Annotated in this window: 21 protein-coding genes and 2 pseudogenes; 17 read left to right on the top strand and 6 right to left on the bottom strand. The window is 45.7% G+C overall.

Going from position 1 to position 22,617, the window contains the following annotated elements:
• The first annotated feature begins 457 nt into the window (after nucleotides 1-457).
• From TZ48_RS19640 to TZ48_RS25505, 11 genes are all read left to right on the top strand, one after another.
• Complete coding sequence (locus TZ48_RS19640; RefSeq protein WP_162674668.1) at nucleotides 458-1,063, top strand: hypothetical protein; 606 nt, start codon at nucleotides 458-460, stop codon at nucleotides 1,061-1,063.
• A complete protein-coding gene (locus tag TZ48_RS19635; protein ID WP_112480361.1) occupies nucleotides 1,044-1,793 on the top strand; it encodes a class I SAM-dependent methyltransferase in 750 nt (249 codons plus the stop codon). The genes TZ48_RS19640 and TZ48_RS19635 overlap by 20 nt, the downstream gene beginning before the upstream one ends.
• A gap of 244 nt (nucleotides 1,794-2,037) precedes the next feature.
• The gene (locus TZ48_RS19630) at nucleotides 2,038-2,601 is read left to right on the top strand and encodes a pyridoxamine 5'-phosphate oxidase family protein (protein ID WP_112480360.1); all 564 of its coding nucleotides are present in this window, start codon (nucleotides 2,038-2,040) and stop codon (nucleotides 2,599-2,601) included.
• Nucleotides 2,602-2,624: 23 nt separating this feature from the next.
• Nucleotides 2,625-3,107 carry a RidA family protein gene (locus TZ48_RS19625; RefSeq protein ID WP_112480359.1) on the top strand — a complete coding sequence of 161 codons (483 nt, stop codon included), beginning with the start codon at nucleotides 2,625-2,627 and terminating at the stop codon, nucleotides 3,105-3,107.
• Nucleotides 3,108-3,198: 91 nt separating this feature from the next.
• Nucleotides 3,199-3,612 carry a GNAT family N-acetyltransferase gene (locus TZ48_RS19620; RefSeq protein WP_112480358.1) on the top strand — a complete coding sequence of 138 codons (414 nt, stop codon included), beginning with the start codon at nucleotides 3,199-3,201 and terminating at the stop codon, nucleotides 3,610-3,612.
• A 3-nt stretch (nucleotides 3,613-3,615) separates the two neighbouring features.
• Nucleotides 3,616-4,218, top strand: a complete 603-nt coding sequence (locus tag TZ48_RS19615) for an HAD-IB family hydrolase (protein ID WP_112480357.1) — start codon at nucleotides 3,616-3,618, stop codon at nucleotides 4,216-4,218.
• Nucleotides 4,219-4,242: 24 nt separating this feature from the next.
• A complete protein-coding gene (locus TZ48_RS19610) occupies nucleotides 4,243-4,782 on the top strand; it encodes a DinB family protein (protein WP_112480356.1) in 540 nt (179 codons plus the stop codon).
• A 121-nt stretch (nucleotides 4,783-4,903) separates the two neighbouring features.
• On the top strand, nucleotides 4,904-5,203 hold the full coding sequence (locus TZ48_RS19605) for a hypothetical protein (protein ID WP_112480355.1): 300 nt from the start codon (nucleotides 4,904-4,906) through the stop codon (nucleotides 5,201-5,203).
• A 19-nt stretch (nucleotides 5,204-5,222) separates the two neighbouring features.
• Nucleotides 5,223-5,828, top strand: coding sequence for a LysE family translocator (locus TZ48_RS19600; RefSeq protein WP_112480354.1), 606 nt, complete (start codon nucleotides 5,223-5,225; stop codon nucleotides 5,826-5,828).
• 29 nt (nucleotides 5,829-5,857) lie between these two features.
• A complete protein-coding gene (locus TZ48_RS19595; RefSeq protein ID WP_112480353.1) occupies nucleotides 5,858-6,412 on the top strand; it encodes a nucleotidyltransferase family protein in 555 nt (184 codons plus the stop codon).
• Between the two features lie 69 nt (nucleotides 6,413-6,481).
• Complete coding sequence (locus TZ48_RS25505; protein WP_239670992.1) at nucleotides 6,482-6,631, top strand: hypothetical protein; 150 nt, start codon at nucleotides 6,482-6,484, stop codon at nucleotides 6,629-6,631.
• Nucleotides 6,632-6,673: 42 nt separating this feature from the next.
• Here the strand turns inward: TZ48_RS25505 and TZ48_RS19590 are convergent.
• A pseudogene (locus TZ48_RS19590) lies at nucleotides 6,674-7,146 on the bottom strand (redoxin family protein).
• A 247-nt stretch (nucleotides 7,147-7,393) separates the two neighbouring features.
• Between TZ48_RS19590 and TZ48_RS19585 the strand changes: the two are divergent.
• Nucleotides 7,394-7,732 carry a zinc ribbon domain-containing protein YjdM gene (locus tag TZ48_RS19585; RefSeq protein ID WP_112480352.1) on the top strand — a complete coding sequence of 113 codons (339 nt, stop codon included), beginning with the start codon at nucleotides 7,394-7,396 and terminating at the stop codon, nucleotides 7,730-7,732.
• A 53-nt stretch (nucleotides 7,733-7,785) separates the two neighbouring features.
• Complete coding sequence (locus tag TZ48_RS19580; protein ID WP_112480351.1) at nucleotides 7,786-8,319, top strand: GNAT family N-acetyltransferase; 534 nt, start codon at nucleotides 7,786-7,788, stop codon at nucleotides 8,317-8,319.
• Nucleotides 8,320-8,335: 16 nt separating this feature from the next.
• Here the strand turns inward: TZ48_RS19580 and ggt are convergent.
• Nucleotides 8,336-10,092 (bottom strand): annotated as a pseudogene (gene ggt / locus TZ48_RS19575) (gamma-glutamyltransferase).
• A 252-nt stretch (nucleotides 10,093-10,344) separates the two neighbouring features.
• On the opposite strand from ggt, the gene TZ48_RS19570 reads away from it, so the two are divergent.
• Nucleotides 10,345-12,165, top strand: coding sequence for a PhoX family protein (locus TZ48_RS19570; RefSeq protein ID WP_239670996.1), 1,821 nt, complete (start codon nucleotides 10,345-10,347; stop codon nucleotides 12,163-12,165).
• A 97-nt stretch (nucleotides 12,166-12,262) separates the two neighbouring features.
• On the opposite strand, the gene TZ48_RS19565 is transcribed toward TZ48_RS19570, so the two are convergent.
• Nucleotides 12,263-14,770 (bottom strand): ATP-binding protein, encoded by a 2,508-nt coding sequence (locus tag TZ48_RS19565; RefSeq protein ID WP_112480349.1) that lies wholly within the window; start codon nucleotides 14,768-14,770, stop codon nucleotides 12,263-12,265.
• A gap of 655 nt (nucleotides 14,771-15,425) precedes the next feature.
• Here TZ48_RS19565 and TZ48_RS19560 point away from each other — a divergent pair.
• Nucleotides 15,426-16,658 carry a methyl-accepting chemotaxis protein gene (locus TZ48_RS19560; protein ID WP_420822967.1) on the top strand — a complete coding sequence of 411 codons (1,233 nt, stop codon included), beginning with the start codon at nucleotides 15,426-15,428 and terminating at the stop codon, nucleotides 16,656-16,658.
• A gap of 214 nt (nucleotides 16,659-16,872) precedes the next feature.
• On the opposite strand, the gene TZ48_RS19555 is transcribed toward TZ48_RS19560, so the two are convergent.
• From TZ48_RS19555 to ptsP, 3 genes are all read right to left on the bottom strand, one after another.
• Complete coding sequence (locus tag TZ48_RS19555) at nucleotides 16,873-17,535, bottom strand: HAD-IA family hydrolase (protein WP_112480347.1); 663 nt, start codon at nucleotides 17,533-17,535, stop codon at nucleotides 16,873-16,875.
• A gap of 11 nt (nucleotides 17,536-17,546) precedes the next feature.
• Entirely contained in the window at nucleotides 17,547-18,020 is a 474-nt protein-coding gene (locus tag TZ48_RS19550; RefSeq protein ID WP_112480346.1) for a heme-degrading domain-containing protein, read from the bottom strand.
• A gap of 149 nt (nucleotides 18,021-18,169) precedes the next feature.
• On the bottom strand, nucleotides 18,170-20,671 hold the full coding sequence (gene ptsP / locus TZ48_RS19545) for a phosphoenolpyruvate--protein phosphotransferase (RefSeq protein ID WP_112480345.1): 2,502 nt from the start codon (nucleotides 20,669-20,671) through the stop codon (nucleotides 18,170-18,172).
• Between the two features lie 594 nt (nucleotides 20,672-21,265).
• On the opposite strand from ptsP, the gene TZ48_RS19540 reads away from it, so the two are divergent.
• Complete coding sequence (locus tag TZ48_RS19540) at nucleotides 21,266-22,228, top strand: PTS fructose transporter subunit EIIC (protein ID WP_239670991.1); 963 nt, start codon at nucleotides 21,266-21,268, stop codon at nucleotides 22,226-22,228.
• Between the two features lie 60 nt (nucleotides 22,229-22,288).
• Complete coding sequence (locus TZ48_RS19535; RefSeq protein ID WP_042499825.1) at nucleotides 22,289-22,612, top strand: PTS fructose-like transporter subunit IIB; 324 nt, start codon at nucleotides 22,289-22,291, stop codon at nucleotides 22,610-22,612.
• Nucleotides 22,613-22,617 lie beyond the last annotated feature (5 nt).

The raw sequence follows: 22,617 nt of genomic DNA, 5'->3' as shown, positions 1-22,617 counted from the left end.
GGATAACTATCCCAATACATTCTGGGCGGGGTTAAAAAGTACATCGTTGAGACTCTGCTAATAGGCGGAAATACAGATATGGCACTTAAAAAACTCGATGAGCAAGAACTGGTGCTCACTTGTACCTCGTGCGGAAACAAAAAAGTAGAAAATCAAGCGACAGAACTTCAATAGTCGCTATAGAAATAACGACATAGATCTTTTTGAGGCGGCAATATGGCTTGCCGCCTCTGTCATAAACAAGATTCGTATAATCCTAGAAGTGTTAATCCTTCCAACCAAAGTCTGTACTGCCCAAGTTCTGATCGTTTGTACGGCGTATCTTTGCTCTATTCTAGAGTCACTTCAAAGTTCCTCACTTAGTATGGTTACAACTTGCTTATCAACTGGTTGAATATTTACATCGCATGAGATACCTCAAAATGGGGTCGAGATATACGGTGAACAAGGAAGAACCATGATACGTTTTTTACCAAAATTGCCATCAGGAAGGCAGATAATCGCGCTATTAATCGTGACGAATTTGATCTATGCATTAATGCTGGGGTATACCATACCCACACTAATGGAGTACTCCTCTGGGCTACCAATATTTGATATGTCGCCGATGGGGTACAGTTACGATCAAGCAATGACCTTGCTGACCGCACTGGGTGGTGAAGGGCGTGCATTCTATTTAACGCAGCTAGCATTGGATATGATCTATCCGGCAATGTTTGCGATGACTTATTACCTTTTGTTTGTCTGGCTTCTAACGAAATGCGGAATTACCAACGGCGTATGGCAGTGGTTGGCAATGTTGCCTGTACTCTCAGCACTTGCGGACTATCTAGAAAACATCTGTATTTGGTTGATGCTATCGAGCTACGAGGATGTGACTCCGTTAATGGTCGAGACCGCATCAATGTTTACCGTAACCAAGAGCATGCTTGGAATGTTGTATTGGATCTTTTTACTCGCGTTTGTGGTGGTTGCGATAGTGCGCTGGGTAAGGCGTAGCAAGATGGGAGCTAAAAACGCCGAAGTGGTTTCTGGAGCGGCGAATGAAACAAAGTCAAAGTGAGTTCTGGTCTGGTGCTGAGTATGATGACCAATATGGTGAATTGTACGATGAAGAGCTGGCATTCTTGAAGTCGTTAGTAGAGCGATTCAACTTTGAGACATCTCTAGATGTTTGCTGTGGGACCGGAATTTTGGCGATAGAGATGTCCAACTGGCTTGATTGTGTGGTGGGTATAGATATCTCCAAACCTATGCTGGATCACGCAAGGCTGAAGTCGGCTCACTCGAATATTAAATTTATACAAGCTGATGCCACTGATTTTGCTTTGGACGTTGACTTTGATTTAGTCGTTATGACAGGAAATGCCTTTCAAGCGTTTCTCACTGACGACGACTGTCTTGCGATGCTGAATAGTATTCGTTGCCATATGAAAGCAGAGAGTTTATTTGTGTTTGATACGCGCCTTCGCGGGCTAAGTCGAGCCGATTCTTCTACCTATCGCGACAGTTACTTAACGTCAGAGGGTGAACAGGTTCAGGTAATGGGCGTTCAAAGAGCACATGAAAGTATCGAAAATACAGTCATTTATGACATTCAACGTAATTATGAGCATAGTGAGACTCGCAGAACCACCATCGAGTTAAGATATCGCTGTATTGAAGAAATCCGTAATTGTCTGGCTATGGCTGGTCTTGAATTAGTAGAGATCTATTCAGATTGGAGTAAATTAGAATTTTTTAACGATACTCGCACTGTAGTTTGTATAGCGAAGAAAAAGGATTGTCCATGAAGCTAATTTCCCCAAGCGAAGAGTATCGCACCCCGTTTTATCTCGACGTGTAATGTCTTCGATTACATGTTGAATCTTCTGCTAACTTCCCGAGGCAGTTCAAAATTTAGTCTTGTTAAAGGTTACATTTATTGATTCAACTGGTTGAATGCTTGGATACAGAAACTCAAGCGAATCATCCATGATAGTGACATCGGTTTGGTTGGGAAAACAAAAATTCGTTTGGCACAGGGAACTCAGAGTTATGGGAAAGAAATTTAGTGAGCTAACACAAAAGCACGTTGAATTTATCGAGTCGCAGAAAATCTATTTTGTGGCAACGGCGGCTGAGAGTGGCACAGTAAACTTGTCGCCAAAAGGAGGTGACTCATTACGAGTCATTAATAACAAGCAGATCGCCTGGCTGAACTTAACAGGAAGCGGCAATGAATCTGCCGCTCATGTTCTTCTCAACAACCGCATGACGCTGATGTTTTGTGCATTCGAAGGTGCTCCTCTGATTTTGAGAACTTACGGGCAAGCAGAAGCGCTTCACATTAATGATGAGCGGTGGAACGATTACGCGCCTTTATTTCCTCATAGCCATTCTAATAGGCAAATCTTCATTCTTGATATAGAGCTTGTGCAGGCATCGTGTGGTATGTCAGTCCTGTACTATCACTATGAGGGTGATCGAGATGACTTGGATAAGTGGGCGAATAGACTTGGCTCTGAGGGTATCGAGAATTATTGGCGAAAGAAAAACCAGCAAAGTATTGATGGTTTCGAGTCCGAGATTGTGGAACGAGCTGGATTAAAACAAGAGTAGCGTGTGCACTAAAAGGAGACCTTATGTCTATCGAAAGTAGAATGGCAGAACTTGAACTCGTCCTCCCCACCGCGAGTGATCCTCAGGGTAGCTATTGTAACTGTGTCCGTACCGGAAATCTTTTGTATGTGTCTGGGAAAGGCCCCGTAGCAGGTCTAAATGATGTCCCTAAAGGCAAGCTGGGGCGAGAATATACGACTGAGCAAGGATATGAGTTTGCTAAGGTGACTGGACTAGACATATTGGCAGCGGTAAAACTCGAACTAGGTAGTCTTGATAGAGTCGCCAGAGTGATCAAGCTTCAAGGTTTTGTTAATGCAACAGAGACGTTTGAACAGCACCCTAAAGTCCTAGATGGCTGTTCGGACTTAATGGCCGAAGTGTTTGGAGATAAAGGGGTTCATGCTCGTTCGGTCTTTGGTGCGCAGTCTTTGAGGGGCAATTTACCAATCATTATTGACTCTATTTTCGAGGTTTACCCTGAGAGTGCTGTTATCATTGATTGAGTCTGCACGGGCATGAAAAATAGACATTAACATCGCCCCGATAAAATGAAATCTTCGCAGCTTGGCTCAAGCACTAAGTATTGGAACATCTATGAACTATGAAATCGATCTCGACCCTACGGATGCCGACATTAATGAGATACGACAAGGGTTAGTTGAGCACAACCGACCTTTTTTGGGAACAGTACGTCATGACAAGGTCGCGTTTTATGTCACTGAGCAAGGAAAGAAGAAGGCCGGAGTCACCGCAGAAATCATCGGAGATTGGTTGTCTATTCAATATCTTTGGGTTGATTCTTCGATTCGCGGCACCGGCATTGGTAGTGAGTTGCTATCGCGCGTCGAATCCCATGCCAAAGAGGTAGGCTGTCACTCGGTGTTGCTTGATACCTTTAGTTTTCAAGCAAAAGCGTTCTATGAAAAGCATGGATACCGGTGTCATATGACGTTAGAAAACTACCCATCAAATCACAGTAAGCATTACTTTACTAAACGACTGGTGTGAGCCGTGGCGAATCTAGCACTATTTGATTTTGACGGCACCATTACCACTGAGGATACGTTTACTGCTTTTTTATTTTACGCATCTTCCAAGTCACGGATTGTCATTGGGCTCAGTATACTGTGGCCGGTGATTGCTCTCTACAAACTAGGCTGGTTGCCCGCGAGTAAAACCAGACCCATTTTGTCGAAAGTTGCCTATTGGCGCCGAAAAGAAAGCGATGTGATTGCTAGTGCTCACCACTTTAATCATGAGTACTTAAACAAGGTAGTAAGACCTGAAATGGTCGAGAAGATCCGCTGGCATCAGCAGCAAGGCGATGAGGTCATTGTCGTCTCAGCATCGCTAGACCCTTATCTCCGGATTTGGTGTGAACAACAGAGTGTTCAACTCATCTGTAGTCAATTAGAGGTGAGAGGTGTTCGCTATACCGGGCGTTATGTTCAAGGGGATTGCAGCGAAGAGCGTAAGGTGACGTTTCTAAAATCGTCACTCGATATCACGCAATTTGGCAAAATTTACGCCTATGGCGATACCCCAGAGGATCTGCCTATGCTGGAGCTTGCCGATGTAAAGTACTACCAGGGGCAAGAGATTACCCAACAGTGAATTATATAAGAGCAAGGAGGCTCTATGGACATTGCCGCTAACTTTAGAGTGTTAGCGCTGTACAACCAGCGAATGAATCGGCAACTGATAAAAGTATGCGAAACTCTGAGTAGTGAAGAGCTTCATAAAGATCGCGGTGCATTCTTTACATCGATTATGGCGCATTGGAACCACATATTGTTTGGTGATTTGATCATGTTACAACGCTTGGTCGCCAACCAGTGTGTGGATGTCGCGGAGGATAGGTTAGCCAATCTCCCTACATCCAAATCGATCCACGATACCTTTGTGAAAGATATCGAACATTTGAAATCTTTAAGAAGCACTGTCGATGACATTTATATCGATGTCACTCGTCAGCTTACGTATGAATCTTGCCAACGACTTGTTCGCTACACCACGACAGAAGGCATACTAATGGAGCGAACCGTCGCTCAGTTTTACCAGCATATCTTTAACCATCAAACTCATCATAGAGGGCAGCTTACCTGCCTACTGAGTCAAATGGGTTTAGATTTTGGTTGTACTGATTTGCCGATGATTGTTCCTGAAATGCCAGAATAGAGTGTTTTTCGAGCTATATCACTTTGGTGGCACTGCGCTTTATTTGATATATTTGAGTTTGCTATTGTTACCGACAGGTTTTAGTGAAATAAAGTAACGGGTTCATTTTTAAGGATGAAAAATGAAAGTCTATGATGTGGTAAGTTATGCTCCTCAAACGATAAATCGTACCGCAGATGTGGTCGAAAAACTTGCTGACCCAGATAGTCTTAGCATTACAAAAGACAAGATGTCAAAGTACGTTGGTTATGCGGGACAGTATGCACAAGATGGAATGGGGTTTGCTGTCGATACGGTCAAAGATACAGCATTAGCGACACAGCGACTTTATGATGCTACATCATCTACCGTAAATTTCTATAATGAACGCTCCAAAGCTTCTAGTTATCAACCAGGCTCAATAATAAGCCTAAGTGTCTGATATCTTCTAAAGGCTATGAATGACACCGTCTTCTTCACTCGCTCTATTTTTCGCTTTAGCCCTTTCCGCAGCCATTCCGGGACCAAGTGTTTTAGCTGTCGTCTCTAGGAGTTTGTCGAGTGGCATGGCACAAGGCGTGCTGGTGGTGGTCGGTGTGATTATTGCGGACATACTCTTAATTAGTTTGGCGCTACTTGGGCTAACGACATTAGCTTCACTGTTAGGCGAGTTCGCTGCAATATTGAAGTATATTGGAGCGTCTTATCTAATTTGGATGGCATGGAAGGTGTGGCATTCGAATCCTAATACTGAGCAAAGTGGTGCAGAGGGGATAGGTTCCAGTGTGTTGACAGGCTTAGTGATGACGCTTTCCAACCCAAAAGCCATTTTGTTTTACATGGGGTTTCTTCCTGCATTCGTAGATCTTAGTTCGCTAACCATAGTTGATAGCGCCACTATCTATGTGCTTTCGATGTTTGCTGTGGGTGGCGTGCTGACATTGTATGCTGGCTTTGCTAGCACAATGCGTGAACATGTGAAAAACAGTCGTTCAAGTCGTTGGTTGAGCAAACTCTCTAGTGGCACTTTCGCTTCTTGCGGGGTTTTACTTGTGGTGAAACAATAGCTCGCTCCTTCACATGCTAGGGCAATTCAATGCAGCAAATACTGAACCTCATTAAGCAAGACCCGCTAAGACTGGCGGTGTTAGAGCAAGTTTGTAGGCTTAATTTGCCTCAGTGTTATGTCGCAGCAGGCTTTGTCAGAAACCTCGTTTGGGATCATTTGCATAATAAGCCTACCGCAACGCCCTTCAATGATATCGACGTTGTCTATTTTGACGAACGTGAATCCGACCCCAACGCTTACCTTGATTACCAGCATCAGCTTTCAACAGCGATGCCAGAGCTTGAATGGCAAGTTCGCAATCAAGCTTTAATGCACCAAAGAAACGGTGACGAGCCATACACAAGCACATTACATGCGATGAGTTTCTGGCCTGAGAAAGAGACGGCAGTAGGCATAAAAAAGCTTGCTGAGAATGAGTTTGAATGTATCGCTGCGTTTGGTTTTGAAACTCTTTTAGCTGGCCATATCTCTCACAATCCCAAAAGAGACAGAAGCACTTTTCTGCAACGAATCGAAGAAAAGCGATGGCTGATGCATTGGCCACAGCTTAAGGTGATAACAAGAAAAACGAATGAAAATTAGTTGTTGACCTCAATGTAACTTGAGGTTTTACGCTTAGCCTGTATCTAGGGAAACTAAAGAGGGCAGGCTATGCAAAACAACTACGATAAAACACTCGCGACAAAAACATTTCAAGAAGAGATTCGCCGAGAGTACTACAAAGCGGAAGGTAGCCGGTTTCATTGGCCGAGCTTTTCGGCTGGTATTTTGATTGCCATGATGGTGAGCATCCCCTGGTAGAACAGGCTTTGGTAGAGGCTCACCGTCATGTGCATGCAAGAATTAAAGCGCTTTTAGAATGGCCTCAGCGGTGCTGACCTCAAACTGATTTGGTGCTTCGACATTGAGTTGGGTTACCACGCCGTTATCTACGATCATTGCGTAGCGCTGAGAGCGAACTCCACCAAACGAAGCGGTATCCATATCTAGGCCAATGGCTTTGGTGAATGCGCCATCGCCATCAGCGAGCATCATCAGTTCACTGGCATTTTGGGAGTCACCCCATGCTTCATCACAAACGCGTCATTAACTGAAACGCAGCAAATCAAATCCACGCCTTTATCTTTTAATTTATCAGCTAGAACAATGAAGCCCGGTAAATGTGCTTCCGAACAGGTTGGGGTAAATGCGCCTGGGACGGCAAATAAAACGACCTTCTTGTCTTTAAAGAGTGTGGCGACCTCATGGTTTACCATGCCATCGGATGTAAGTTCGCTCAGCGTCGAGGCTGGTAACGATTGACCTTGTTGAATCATAACGTAGTTCCTTGTTGTTTGTTCTAACGATGGTGCTTAACTTGGGTATTTAGAGTACGAAGCTGAATTCAGTGTAGTTCGTCTTCTCAGGCTTGGTACGTGATAATTGTGAAGCGGGTTCGGTTCTTATTGAAAATAGCAGTTGGAACAGTCTTTGCTGGGTTGTTTGATAGAAGGGCTAAGGTCGACAGGTAAGTGGTAATAAGGCAGAATACCCCGCATTATTTGCTAAAGAATTGATGAAGTTATGTCGTTACCTCCTTGTCCAAATTGCCAGTCTGAATATGTCTATCAAGACCAAAACCAATTGATTTGTCCTGAATGTGCTCATGAGTGGAACCCTGTTGAGCTTGCAGAGGACAGTGAGCTCAACATCAAAGATGCCAACGGCACAAAGCTTGAAGAAGGTGACCGTGTCACGTTAGCCAAGGATCTGAAAGTCAAAGGAAGCTCATTGGTGTTAAAAATCGGTACCAAAGCGGTGGTAAGGCGTATCGTGGATGGCAAAGACCATCAGTTGGACTGTAAAGTTGATGGAGCGGGTGAGATGATGATCACCGCTAAGTTCGTTAAAAAAGCCAGCTAGAAAAATTTAAGCCAAAGTGCTATTCGCGCTTATAGGGATGTGGGGTAGCAGAAATGGATGTTGAGCGACTCAATACACAGCATTTTGATGCGTTGTTCGACTTTGAACAACAAAACAAAGCGTGGTTTGAACAGTATGTTCCTGCCAGGCCTGCTAGCTACTCTCATTTCGCTTCGTTCTGTCATGCTCAGCAAGCACTACTTAACGAACATGAGCAGGAAACCAGTCTATTTTTTGTCGTTGTTGAATCAGATAAAATTATTGCGCGGATAAATGCGACCCAACTGACTGAAGGGGAACCCACCCATGGAGAGTGCGCTTCTAGAGAGTGTGAGCTGGGCTACCGAGTAGGGGAAGATTACCAACAGCAAGGCGTTGCATCTTTTGCCGTTGCTAGAGTGCTGCAGCTTCTTCATAAAGATTACGGTGTGAAGCTTGTCTATGCGAAAGCTGCGACTGACAATGCTGCGTCGGCACGAGTATTAGAAAAGTCCGGTTTTAATAGAGTCTCGAAACGAACTGAACCAGTGCGAGTCAATGGTAGAGCATTGCATCTAGCTCAGTTCGAATGCCTGCTAACGCCTTAACGTAATGGTGAATACATCATTTCCCGACTGCGATACCTTCTCTTCGCGGATCGGCCGCGCCTTCAAGTCCCTCTGAAGTCATTCTAATCGCGTGCAAACCTGAGTTAAGCTCACGAGCTTTCACTTTATAGCCCATCTTCTCAAACTGCTGTGCATACTCAGCCAGCGGTGTATTGACTTCAATATCCATTTCACCAAATCGATTGATCATTCTCGGTTGGTCTATCGCTTCTTGAATAGTCATTCCCCAATCTAAATGTGCTATCAGAGTTTGAGCGACATAACCTATGATGCGACTCCCACCCGGTGAGCCAATGGCCATGTAGGGCTTTCCTTGCTCCATGACAATAGTGGGTGCCATAGATGAGCGAGGTCGTTTGTTAGGCTCTACGCGATTGGCAACGGGTTTGCCGTTGCTTTCGGCCACGAATGAAAAGTCGGTAAGTTCATTGTTGAGCAGAAAGCCGCTGGCCATGACTCGGGAACCAAATACATTCTCGATAGAAGAGGTCATTGAAACGACGTTGCCTTCGCTATCGACCACATTAAAGTGAGTCGTTGAAGGTAGCTCAAGACTTTGATCGGCCGAAAGGCTGCTTGTATTAACAGAAGGGGAGTACCGGCAGTCGCAGACGCCAGTGCACGGTTTGGTGTAATGAGTTCACTGCGTGAGCGCATATAGTTGGAATCAAGTAAGCCCGCTGAAGGCACATCAACAAAATCACTGTCCGCCATGTACAATCCACGGTCAGCAAAGGCGAGCCTTGAAGCGTCCGCTATAATTTGCCAACTCACCGGGTTGTCACTGCCGAGTTTATCGAGCTTATGTGGTTCGGTGAGCATCATAATTTGCCCAAGTGTCAGTGCGCCGCTACTCGGTGGTCCCATTCCACAAATATCGAACTGCTTATAAGGTGCACAGACTGCGCTGCGCTCAGCAACTTGATAGCGAGTGAGATCGTCGAGCGTTAATAGCCCAGGGTTGGTTTCCGACTGACTTTTAACGGCATTGACCATAGATTCTGCGACCGGCCCTTTGTAGAAGCCATCGCTGCCTTTAGCTGCCATGAGTCGCAGAGTTTTTGCATATTGTGGGTTCTTGAGTAGCGTGCCTTCCGTTTTCGGTGAGCCGTCGCTTTGCAAGAAATAGCGAGCAGTATCAGGATGTTTAGCAAGGAAGGTCACATCATTTGCTATCAGTTTAGCGAGTCGAGCACTAATCACGAAGCCTTGTTCTGCTTGTTCTGCGATAGGTTCGATAATTTGTTTCCAATCTAACTTACCGTATTTCTGATGCACGTCCCATAGCAGTTTTACGGTGCCAGGTGTGCCTACAGAACGCCCTCCAACGACGGCGTCAAAAAAGCCCATCGGCTTGCCATCTTCGCCAATAAATAGATCACTATCGACGGCGGCTGGCGCCGTCTCTCGACCATCATAAGTCGTTAGCTTGGATTGCTCGCTGTCCCAATACACCAAGAAAGACCCGCCGCCAATGCCGCTTGATTGAGGCTCAACAAGTCCGAGCATAAGTTGAATGGCGACCATCGCATCAATAGCGTTGCCACCTTGTTCAAGCACCTTAGCACCCGCATTGGTTGCTGTGGGGTTCGCGGCGGTGACCATCCAATCTTGACTGACGACGAGTGACTTCTTGTTTAAACCAGTGGCGATTTCTGGAGCAAATGCATCTGTGGCTTGAGAATTTGCGAAAGCCGAGAGAGAGGTAAATAAAGCCACAAGTGGGACAAGCCGCTTTAGCTGATGCGCCATAAACTATCCTTATAAATATGGAATGTTGACTGAATGCTTAAGGTATAAAAATAAGTGACTGACATCTATTTGCCAACGAAATGTAACGCGTTTGTCATGACTCGGGATCACAATTGTGCGTGAATTATTACAGTAACTTATCAGTTACGAAGTTTAGTATAAAAGGAAGTCAACGTGAGCCAATTTAATTACGACGATGATCAGCGTCCACTCGATCAAGAACCAGAATTTAATAAGTTTGTCGATGCAGCGATGTCGCGCCGAGGTTTTCTAAAAGGGACTGGAGCGGCTGCCACCGTTGGTTTTTTTGCTGCTACGCCGTTAAGTCAAGCGGTGGCAAGTGTAAAACCAGCGTCGTCTGCGCTGATGGGTTTTGATGCTATTCCGATTTCGACTTCAGATGCTGTCACTGTACCTGAAGGTTACCAAGCGGACGTGCTCATTTCATGGGGAGATGCGATTAAAAAAGGCGCGCCGGCTTTTAGTCAGAACAATGACTCCAAAGCACAAGAAATGCAGTTTGGTGACAACAATGACGGCATGACATTTTTCTTAATCGATAATGATCGCGCGGTTTTGGTAGTTAACAACGAGTACACCAATAACGAATATTTGTATCCTCACCAAGGTAAAAGCATTACTGCCGATGACGCCCGTAAAGCGCAAGCCGCGCACGGCGTATCTGTCATTGAACTTAAAAAGAACTTTGGTCAGTGGCAAGTAAACCTAGATGGGCGTCTTAACCGACGTGTGACCGCGTATACCGAGATGGAAATGACAGGCGTTGCTGCAGGTCATGATTTACTAAAGACAAGTGCAGACAAGTCAGGCAAGAAGATTCTAGGTACATTCAACAACTGTGCTAATGGCCAAACGCCTTGGGGCACATACCTGACTTGTGAAGAAAACTTCAATGGTTACTTTGCCGATACTAAAGGCTCTGATCTAGGTGAAAGCTATGCACGTTATGGGCTAAACAAGAAAGACCGTGGCTACGATTGGTACAAACACGATGCTCGTTTTGACATGGGTAAAGAGCCAAATGAACCTCATCGTCACGGTTGGGTTGTTGAAATTGATCCGATGAACCCGAATTCGACACCGAAAAAACGCAGTGCGCTAGGTCGATTTAAGCATGAAAATGCGGCGCTAACGATCAACGGTGATGGCCATGTGGTGGTGTATCTGGGTGATGATGAACGCGGCGAGCACCTCTACAAGTTCGTATCTAAGAATAAGTATATTGAAGGTGCAGAATCGAATCGCGACCTATTGGAAGAGGGCACGTTGTATGTTGCTAAGTTTGAAGGCACGCAAGGCGAACTCAAAGGCAAAGGTCAGTGGCTTGAACTGACTTGGGGCAAGAATGGCTTAACACCAGAGAATGGCTTTCCTGATGCGGCATCAGTAATGATTTTTGCTCGCATGGCTGCAACGCAAGTCGGTGCGACGACCATGGATCGCCCAGAGTGGGTAACCGTCCACCCTGACAATCAGTCAGTGTTCTGTACACTTACCAACAACAAATATCGCGGTGTTAAAGAGTCGCAGCCTATCAACGCGGTTAATCCGCGTGAAAAAAATCCTTATGGGCATATTGTCCGCTGGAACCCTACAGCAGGAAATCACACGTCAGATACCTTTGAGTGGGACATTTACGTGATTGCAGGTAATCCAGAAGTCCACAACTCTGGCTTGATGGCAGGTACGGACAACATCAATAAAGACAACATGTTTAACAGCCCAGACGGCATTGGTTTTGATAAATCAGGTCGTTTGTGGATCCAAACAGATGGTAAGTACTCAAACAAAGGTGACTTTGCAGGTATGGGTAATAACCAAATGTTGTGTAGCGATCCAGCGACAGGCGAAATCCGCCGTTTCTTAACCGGGCCTATTGCTTGTGAGATCACTGGCTTGACCTTCTCGCCGGATTACAAAACCATGTTTGTCGGTGTTCAGCACCCCGGTGAAGATCTCGCGCCTTCGCATTTCCCGGAAGGTGGTAATGCAGTACCGCGTTCATCGGTAATGATGATTACACGTAAAGATGGTGGCGTGATTGGTGCCTAGCTGCCTATCGTGAACGAAAAGGGAGGCAATGATCGCCTCCCTTTTTAGTTGGAATGAATGTGCCTACTTTTTATATATCTAAGCACGTGAATTAGTTTTAGGAAGCTTGAATACGAGCATCGAGCTTCTCCATGAGTATGTCGCGCTTGAAAGGCTTGGGTAGATAGTCATCCATACCACTGTCGTAACATCGCTTAATGTCATCGTCCAGCACTGATGCGGTAAGTGCGATAATGTGAGTCTGTTTAATTTCCTCACTCTTTTCATAATCTCGAATAGCTTTAGTGGCTTCAAAACCGTCCAGTACAGGCATCATACAATCCATAAGGATGAGGCCAATCGAGTCGTGTTGATGCTGATAAATATCGACGGCTTCCTGCCCATTATTAGCAATGACAAAATCGATGGAGAGCTTCTTCAAATTGAGGCTGACAATTTGCTGGTTCACTTTATTGTCTTCGACCACCAATATTTTGAAATGGCGTCTGTTTAGATCTTCATTACTTTCTGTAGATGTAACAGTCTCTGAAGTGTTCTCGGTTTCAGCGGCGGAAGTAACAAGGGTGTGAGTTCCATCAGCGTTGTTGCTGGTAGCGTGGTTAGAAGTCATGTTTTCGCGGGAAATAGCCGCAATCTGTCGAAGCGTGTTCATCATCCGGTTACCAAAAAGTGGGGCAGTTAGGTAGCCATCGACGTTGATATCTGAATTTTCTTGTCCATGTTTATTATCGCGCAGCAACACGAAACGATAACGGGCACTGGCTTTTTGTAGCTGTGCAATCTGGTGTGCGTCATCTGAAATAACGATAGTATTTGTGCTGAGGTTTAAGAGTTCGTCGCTTACATCTGAAAGTTGAGTTAAGTTGCAACCAAAGCGTTGTAGATCGTTGATCAGTAGAGCACTCGGCTTTTGAGAAATATAGGCGATGCTCAAACTCTCCTCGCTGTTAACCTCATGGTTATCACGCGGGAAAGTCAATGTGAAGCCAAACAGGCTACCAGAACCTTTCTTTGATTGAAGCTCAATCTTGCCGCCCATCATCTCAACCATTTTTGCACAGATGGCGAGACCCAGCCCGGTTCCCCCATAGTGTTTAGACGTATCCGAATTTTCTTGCTTGAACTCTTCAAATACGTGGCGCTGTTTTTCTGGGTCAATACCAATGCCAGTGTCCTTGACGCTAAAACCGATAGAGACCTCAGTGTCACTGGAGTGAATGGCTTTTAACGCAAAGGAGATGCTTCCAGTGTCGGTAAACTTGATGGCGTTGGATGCCAGATTCATTAGAGTCTGACGCACCTTTTGTTCATCCGCTTGAACGTAATCAGGCACGTTTGGGTCTATGTCGATGATGATATCCAGTGACTTTTGCTGCGCTTTGGGGGCTATAAGAGCGGCAGTATCATAAATAGTTTCCTTGATGGCTGTGGTGTGAGGGCAAATCTCAAGGTGCCCTGATTCGATTTTGGAGAGATCGAGAATGTCATTAATCAACATCAACAGCGTTTGTGAAGACGCGTTAATCGTCTCTAGGTAGTCCTTTTGGCTAGCGGATAACTTAGTGTCAGAAAGTATCTCTGTCATTCCCAATATGCCGTTCAGAGGTGTGCGAATTTCATGGGACATATTGGCAAGAAAGGCGCTTTTCGCCCTGCTAGCTTGTGCTTCGTCCTTGCGCGCTTGGATGAGTTGCTTCTCTAGTGCAGTCACTCGTTGGGTAACACTAAGAAGGACCAAAATAATAGCGGCGACCAAAGCCAGCGCCGACATGACGCGATAGGATTCATAGTCGCTGAGCTTGGCCGCAATTAATGGCGGTAAATCAGTAAACAAGCTATTGAGTGATTGTTCCAACTGGTGGATGGTGGCTCTTAACTTGCCAAGTTCGCCTTGCTGATGTGTGTAGCCAAACTCTTCATAGGCACTTTGCAAAGCGTAAAATGCGAGTTTGAATTCTTGAAATTGGCTGAAGGTTTCAAAGCCCAACTGCTCTTGAGTAATCGCTTGTTGAAGCTGCGTGAGATTGCGGTCGATACGCGGCAAAATGTTAGGGTCAAGGTCGCTGAAGAACTGGTACATCAGGTCTTTGGTGACAAGCGCTATCTGGTCGATGTTATTTGAATTGGCGCGAATGAGCGCGTGTTCGAGCGTAAGAACCTTATCTTTAAAATGTTCAATCAGACCTTCTCCTTGGTCTGCGCCATGAATGACGACCACTAATTCTCCGAGTTTGAAAAATCGTTGGGTATACGCATCTACATTGGCGAGTGCTTGTTGTCCGTTGTAATCAATGCTGATTTCAGACTCCATCACTCCGGTATTGATTTGTCCAATTTGGGACAGAATGCTTTGATATTCCGACTCCATTTTTTCGACATATTGATTTTCAACTCGCGCAATAAAGTCCTTCTCATGACGGCGCATCATAAGCATTGAATTCGCCGCTTTTAGTACATCTTTTTGGAGCCCAATGAGTTGTTGTTTAGTTTGGTCAAATGAGCGCTCGATGTAGAAGAAAATTGCGAGCAGCACCATAATGGCGCAACCACCTGATATTAAAATCTTTCGTAGGGATTGAGAGGTGTCTGAACGACGGTCTGGCATAACCCAACATCCTTGTAATAACCGCAAACAGGTTTCAGTTTAGCGCATTGTGGGCTGTAACGAAAATGAAACATTCGCTGAGAGCTATTTATAAATCAGACGGTTAGTTGTCGGATTATCCTTATATTTTCATAAATAAGTGCGACTAATCTAACATAGGGCACGCTATGTTCTAAAGGGTGCCGATTTTTAGGCGATAACAGAGAAAGAAAAATAAAGTTAAGTCTAATAATTGGAGTAATGTATGCAATGGTTTGATAATGCCAGCCTACGGCTAAAAATGTTGTTGCCCGTGCTGTTAATGGCGGTGATATTCAGTGGTCTCGCAGTTTACAACGTGTTGCTGTTTAACAAGCAAGCCGCAATAAATGATCAGCTCAACGACCACATCACCCCGGTCATGAACTCTCTAGAAGATGCTTATCGTGACTACTATCAAGTTGTGGGCGCAAGCTATGCGATGTTAGTTGCTAATGGCGATCCTGTTGAGTTTGATAAGCAAAAATTCGAATTTGAAGATAACGCTTACAACGCGGTGCCAAGGGTAGAGATTGTTCAGCAGCTCATCGACCAAGGCATTCTTGATTCGCGTTTCCAGTCATACCTCGACACGCTGCTGAGCAACACAAAGCAGTTTGTTGCAGGTTATGAAGCGATGTTTGCTGATCCAGAACAGTCCATGGCGGCATTCTCTAAAGATAAAGCCAGATTGGTAGACTTGTTCACGACGATGCGAAGCGACTTGAAAGTCATTCTTGATGAAATGGAGAGACTCCAAAATCAAGCTCGCGTCGATAGCGATAAAGCAGTCAAAGAAGCCGAATTTGCTATTGAAGTTGGCACATTATTGGCGATTGTAATTGCACTGGCATTGGCTGCTTGGGTGACGCGTTTGATCGTGAGTCCAATCCAGCGTCTAGAGCAATCAATGGCCGATATTGCCTCAGGTGAGGGCGATCTGACGCGTCGTGTGGATGTGACTTCCGGTGATGAAATTGGCCGACTAGGTCAGTCATTCAACCTGTTTGTGGGCAAAATTCAAGCGACGGTGACAGAAGTGATTGAGTCAACGACGCAAGTAAGACAGCAAACTCAAGAGTTGATTATGCTAGCGTCTGACATCACCGCATCTTCTCAATCTCAACAGCAAGAAAGTGACATGGTGGCGACGGCCATTAATGAAATGCGCGTAACGAGTGAGAATGTCAGTCAGAATGCTCAAGAAGCCGCACAAGCGACTGACAGAAGTGCAGAAGAAGCGGCCGTTGCTAATCAAGGCATTGGTGATACTGTTACATCTATTCAAGGGCTAGCGACTGAAATCTCTGCAGCTGAAGAAAGTGTTCAACGCTTGAATCAAGATGTAACCAATATTGTCTCTGTACTTGATGTGATTCGTGGTATTGCCGAACAAACAAACTTGCTCGCCCTCAACGCAGCAATTGAAGCTGCACGGGCTGGTGAGCAAGGACGTGGATTCGCGGTAGTGGCCGACGAGGTTCGTTCTTTGGCGAGCAAAACTCAAGAAAGCACCGGAGACATTCAAACAATGATTGAACGTCTTCAAGAAGGCACCAACGTTGTGGTTCATGCAATGGAATCCAGCCGTTCAACCAGTGAGAAAACAATTTCATTGGTGCAAAGCGCGTCGACCGCTCTTGGCGAGATATCAAACTCCGTTGGCATCATCAATGAGATGAACACGCATATCGCAACGGCGGCGTCGCAACAAACATCGGTGAGCGGTGAGCTAAACGCAAGTATTCAGAAAATTGCTGAGGATAGCCATAAAATGGCCGAGATCATCAAGCGTGCGGAAGGTGCTTGCGTTGGCCTTGAGAAGCGTTGTCAGAGTTTGGATGATGTTGTGGGGCAGTTTAGGGTTTAATAAAACGGCGATGCGTAGCGAGCCCCTAGTGTTCTCCCCCTTAATAACGGGGCGCGTAGCCGGGGAGTTAGAGGGGTGCTTTTGAGTTCTTTTTCTTTTGTATTTTAGCGAGTTAAAACATAAAGAGCACCCTCCCAGCCTCCCGGCTACGCGCCCCGCTTTAAAGGGGAGGAGCTAAAGGCTCGCTGCGCGTCGCCTGATTTTGAGCGAAGTATCAAACATCCAACTCAAACCCACCATCAACACGGCGAACTACAACATCTTTCGGAGCGTTCACGTAACTATCAGCTTTAGGTAACTGCTCTCTAGACGCGTGGCTTAACACCGCAATCGTCATACATCCTGCAGCAATCCCCGACTCCAAACCAGCAGACGCATCCTCAAAGCAAATACAGTCTTTTGCATCTAGCCCTAGCGCCTCTGCTCCGCGTAGATACGGCTCTGGATGCGGTTTACCTTGTTTGAGAACTTCGGGCGTTATCAGTACTTTTGGCTGAGGTAGTTGCGTGGTTTTAATGCGCGCGGTAGCGACAGGTAGGGTGCCGGATGTGACGATTGCCCATGGAATGCCAAGCTCGTTCAAACCCTTTAGAAGATCAATTGCGCCGGGCAGTGCGACGGTTCCGTCGGTGTGGGTGGCTTCATACTGTTCCAAATAGTCAAATTCAGCTTGAACTTCAGGGGAGGAAACCGGTGCGTCAAGCAGTTCGGCAATGGATTCAATGGCAGGTCTTCCATGGATGCGAGACATGACATAGTCTGGGTCTAACCCTTTAGATTCAGCCCAGGTTGACCAAGTGCGGGTGACACAAGGAATGGAGTCGATCAAGGTACCATCAAGGTCGAATAATAGACCTTTAAAACAAAGCGTAGTCACGATAAGTGTTCCTATTTTAAATACGAAGAGAGTACGTCGACGATTAGCTGGTGGTCTTCTTGTTGAGGCAGACCTGAAACCGTAATCGTTCCTATCATACCGCTATTTTGAATGCGAACTGGGAACGAGCCCCCAAAAGGACTGTAATCTTGTGTGTCAACGAAGGAGGCTTCAGCGATGGTTTTCCCTTTCATTTCCAAGTAATGCTTCATGTACCAAGAGCTGCGTTGAAACCGTTTGGTGACGTTTGATTTGCGTCTTACCCATTCTTGGTTGTTGTATGTCGCGCCCTCGAGCGCAGTGAAAAACAGCCGTTGCTCGCCAATGGTGATATCAATCGCGACTTTGGCCTGTTTTTGCTCAGCTCGAGCACGCAGTGCGCAGCCAATATCCCAAGCGGTTTGTTGGTTAAAATAGGGGAACTGGAGCTGATTCTCTTGTTCAATAAGAGTGTCTAGAAGAGGTTGGTAATCGATCGTTGACATAATTTTAAGCCTTTTTAAAACGAAAAAGGGCGAAGTAACACTGGACACGAATGAGGTTACTTCGCCAAAACTTGGAGCCGAACTAGAGCCTCAGTCCAAGTCAGAGGTGAGAAGGTTTTGGTTCCTTCTTACTACCATGTTTGTGGGGACTACAGTTCTAGCTCCGCCATCAGTTTTTGTTCAATTTCGGTACTCGAGCTGGCGTTGAACAGCGCATCACGGAAGTCAGCATGCATGATTTTACGAGCAAGCTTAGAGAAGATCTTCATGTGTTGGTCACCCGCCGCATGCTTGTTCAGCGTCAGCATGATGACGAACTGCGCTTCTTCATCTCCCCATTGAATAGGCTTGGCGAGTCGGCAAACACTGACCGCAGATTGTTCAATGTGCTCACTTTTAGTGTGAGGAATCGCAAAACCAAAACCTAGACCAGTAGAGAACACATCTTCACGTGCCCAAAGGTCATCAGCCAACTTGTTTGGATAGCGGCAGCGGCCGGTTAGGAACAAGTTGTCAGCAAGGGTTTTGATGACCTCTTCTTTGCTTCGAAGATCGAGGTCCAGCTTGATGCAGTCTTCAGAAATAAGTGGTGCTTCTGTTTGCGCCATGCGGAACTGAGCAAGCAGATGTTCGACTTCCAGTGGTGTGCGGCATTGCATTGCTTTATTCAGTAGTTGGCGACATTCACGGCTGTCTAGATTAGAAATGCGCTCTTTTGTTGCAGCAATACTTGGTGCGCTCATGCTGATTTCATCTAGCCCTAGACCAACAAGCAATGGTAGTACTGAGCCTTTCGCGCCCAACTCACCGCACAAACCAATCCATTTACCATGACGGTGTACTTCGTTGACCACATGATCAAGTGTTCTCAAGAATGCTGGATTCAAACTATTGTAGTGCTTGGTGACTTTCGCGTTGTCACGGTCTACTGCCATCAAGTACTGAGTTAGGTCGTTTGAACCGATAGAGAAGAAATCTACTTCTTCACAGCACTGGTCGATAATAAACGCCACCGATGGCACTTCCATCATGATCCCGAGTGGAATTTTCTCATCGAAGGGTACTTGCTCTTTACGCAGGTCTTGGCGTACTTCGGCGAGTATGTCTTTCACCCACAAGATCTCTTCCATCGAGGAAATCATTGGGATCATAATCTTCAGTGGACCATGGGCAGAAGCTCTTAAAATAGCGCGAAGCTGCGTTTTAAATAGCTCCAAAAACTCTTCATAAATACGAACCGCACGATAGCCTAGGAACGGGTTGTTCTCTTTTGGAATGTTGAGGTAATCAACTGGCTTGTCGCCACCAATATCAATGGTGCGCACGATGATCGCGCGGCCCGAAGTTGCGTCCAGGGCTTGGCAAAAGATGTTGTAGAGTTCGTCTTCTTTTGGTGCGCTTTTGCGATCCATATAGAGCATTTCAGTGCGGAACAGACCAATCGCCTCTGCACCTGACTCAAACGCAGCTTTTGCTTCTACTGAGTGAGCGATATTGGCAGCCACTTCCAATTTCTTGCCATCTTGGGTCATTCCTTGAGTGTCCTTGAAGGCTGCTTGGCGTTCGCGAACGGTTGCAATGACTCGATTTTCTTGTTCATAGTAGCGAATGACTGGCTCAGACAGGTCGGTGACAATCGCGCCTAAGTTGGCATCGAGATACACTTCATTACCAATTGCTTGATCCAGCGCTCCGTCTTTAAGACCGACAACGGTTGGAATGCCAAATGAGCGCGCTAGGATTACGGTATGTGACGTGCTTCCGCCATGAGTTAAAACCAAACCTTTCAACAGTGATTTATCCAACTCTAAGAACTGGCTAGGTGTGAGATCTTCAGCCATACAAATTGAAGGCTCAGTTAATTCCAGCTGGTTTGTGTAATGTTCGTCACCATAAATGGCTTGTAGCAGTTGGAAGCAGACATCGCGAATATCCAACTCACGCTCGCGCAGGTATTGGCTAGACGACTTTTGTAGCTGCTCCGCATAGTGTTTTGCAGTAGCAACAATCGCTTGTGCGCAGCTGCGTCCTTCAACAAGATTGGTGGATAGCTGTTCAGCAAAAGAGTCATCTTTTAAGATAGACAGGTGCGCCGCGAGCACTTCACTTTCGGTATCGACAGAGGTTTTTGCTTGCATTTCAATAGATTTTGCAAGATGTGCGATACCAGCAGAGAGATCACGTTGCTCATTCTCTAGCGCTTTGACTTCTGGCATATAAGGGAGTTGGTCAAAATTGATTGCCCCAACTTTCACTACAACGCCGCGTCCAACACCTGAGCTGACAGATGTTGCTCGTACGACGCCTTCGGTGAGATTCGATAGGTTACGCGGCAGTGGCTGTTGCTCTTCATCGGCTTGAGTTTTTTCTAGCGGCGCATCACAGTGCGGGAACTCATTAGCAATAAAGCTTTGCAGTGCTTCTAGTGCAATCTCTTCATCTTCGCCTTCAATGGTAATCACACATTTGTCACCGAGTAGGGTGTCCGTACCAATAAGAGAGAGAACGCTCTTAGCGTTGCCGGATAAGCCGGTACGTTCGTTTTGCCATTCGATGTTGGAGTTATATTGATTACAAAGGGTTTCTACATGACCCGCTGGTCTCGCGTGAACGCCGTTTGGCAGTTCACAAGAAAACGTAAAACTTCTCATAGGGGCTCATTCCTTAGTTTCGAATTTGTTATTGATGTTTATGCCTACCACTTTAACAAAACGCTCAACTTCATCTATTGGATAAAAGTGCTAAAAACTGGATATTTGTTAGGTTGAAATTTAATTGTGATACCGCTCAAAAATGCAGTTGTATATGTGATCTTCATCTTCTTTTTATAGAGTTTTTAAAGGGTGGGTTTCTATATAAGTCTTTATTTAACAAATACTTGCTACATTAATCCTAATAATCTAACAAATAGTCCATCAAAGTGTGCTCAAGATCAATATTCACATTCAACCTTACAAATATCCAGTAAAAAGCAGTTTTGTCCTCTAACTGAATAGCACAATTGCTCACTATTATAACCCTGTGCTGTAGAGATAGAGTTTCTCAGAAGCGAAATCAGAAACGTGAGCCAATAAATACAACAAGTACCTTCTTTTAATAAAAATTTTAATACTTATGTACTCTAAGGAGAGGTCAATGAATGACTTAATCTCAATTCTAAAAAACACGCGACAACATCTAATGACGGGTGTATCGCACATGATTCCATTCGTCGTGGCGGGCGGTATCTTACTTGCTGCTCGGTGATGATTTATGGTGAAGGCGCGGTGCCAGCTGAAGGGACGTGGTTGCACGATCTGTTCTTTATCGGCGTGGCAGGCTTTCAACTCATGGTTCCAATACTAGCGGCTTACATCGGTTACTCCATTGCAGACCGTTCAGCGCTAGCGCCATCAGCGATTGCAGCCTTCATCGGCGCAAACATGTACAACACAGGCTTCTTTGGTGCGATTTTCGCCGGTTTACTGGGTGGTATTGTTGTCTTCTACCTCAAGAAAATCAAAGTACCCGCGTTTGCTCGCTCGATCATGCCAATCTTCGTCATTCCTATCATTGGTACGTTTATTACCGCTGGTGCCATCGTATGGGGTATCGGTGAGCCAATCGGTGCAGCGACAGAAGGCCTAACTGCGTTCCTTAAAGGCATGCAAGACTCAAGCATCGTGGTACTGGCTATCATCATGGGTCTGATGATTGCTTTCGATATGGGCGGTCCTGTAAACAAAGTGGCTTATGCGTTTGTCATCCTTTGTGTTGGTGAAGGTATCTACAACGTAGCGGGTATCAGTGCCGTTGCCGTAGCAACACCTTCAATTGGTATGGGTCTAGCGACTTTCCTAAACAAAAAACTGTATGGTGCAGACGAGCAAGAAGCAGGTCGTGCATCCATGCTAATGGGCACCATGGGTATTACTGAAGGCGCGATTCCATTTGCAGCAGCAGACCCACTACGCGTTCTTCCTTCAATCATGATTGGTACCGCAACAGGTGCCGCAACTGCAGCAGTACTGGGTGTTGAGTGTTTCGCAGCTTGGGGTGGTCTGATTGTACTACCTGTTGTTGAAGGTCGCTTTGGTTTCCTAATTGCACTGGCAGTTGGTGCGCTAGTAACAGCATTGATGGTGAACTTCCTAAAGGCGCGTCGCAAAGTGGAAGAGCCAAAACAACAAGAATCTGATGACTTAGACCTAGATATCACTATCGGTTAACTCTGAGTCTTTGAAAACTAAATCCAATAAAAACAGAAATTTAAAATAAAGGTGAGAATTATGACTAGCATCGTAGCAGTAACAGCATGCCCATCTGGTGTAGCACACACTTACATGGCAGCAGAAGCAGTAGAATCAGCAGCGAAAGCGAAAGGTTGGAACTGCAAAGTGGAAACTCAAGGTTCGATTGGTATCGAAAATGAGCTAACAGCAGAGGAAATTGCAGCAGCCGATATCGTTATCTTGACCAAAGACATCGGTATTAAAAATGAAGAGCGTTTCCAAGGCAAAACCATCGTGCGAATCGGCGTCAGTGATGCAGTAAAACGCGCAGCAGCAGTGATGGATAAAATCGCTGCCCATCTAGAGAAGGCTACAGCGTAGCGAAC

Origin of the sequence: Vibrio variabilis, assembly GCF_003263785.1 — a bacterium.
Taxonomy (GTDB): domain Bacteria; phylum Pseudomonadota; class Gammaproteobacteria; order Enterobacterales; family Vibrionaceae; genus Vibrio; species Vibrio variabilis.
The sequence above is the reverse complement of the archived record's forward strand: the minus strand, read 5'-3'. Positions and strand labels throughout refer to the sequence as shown.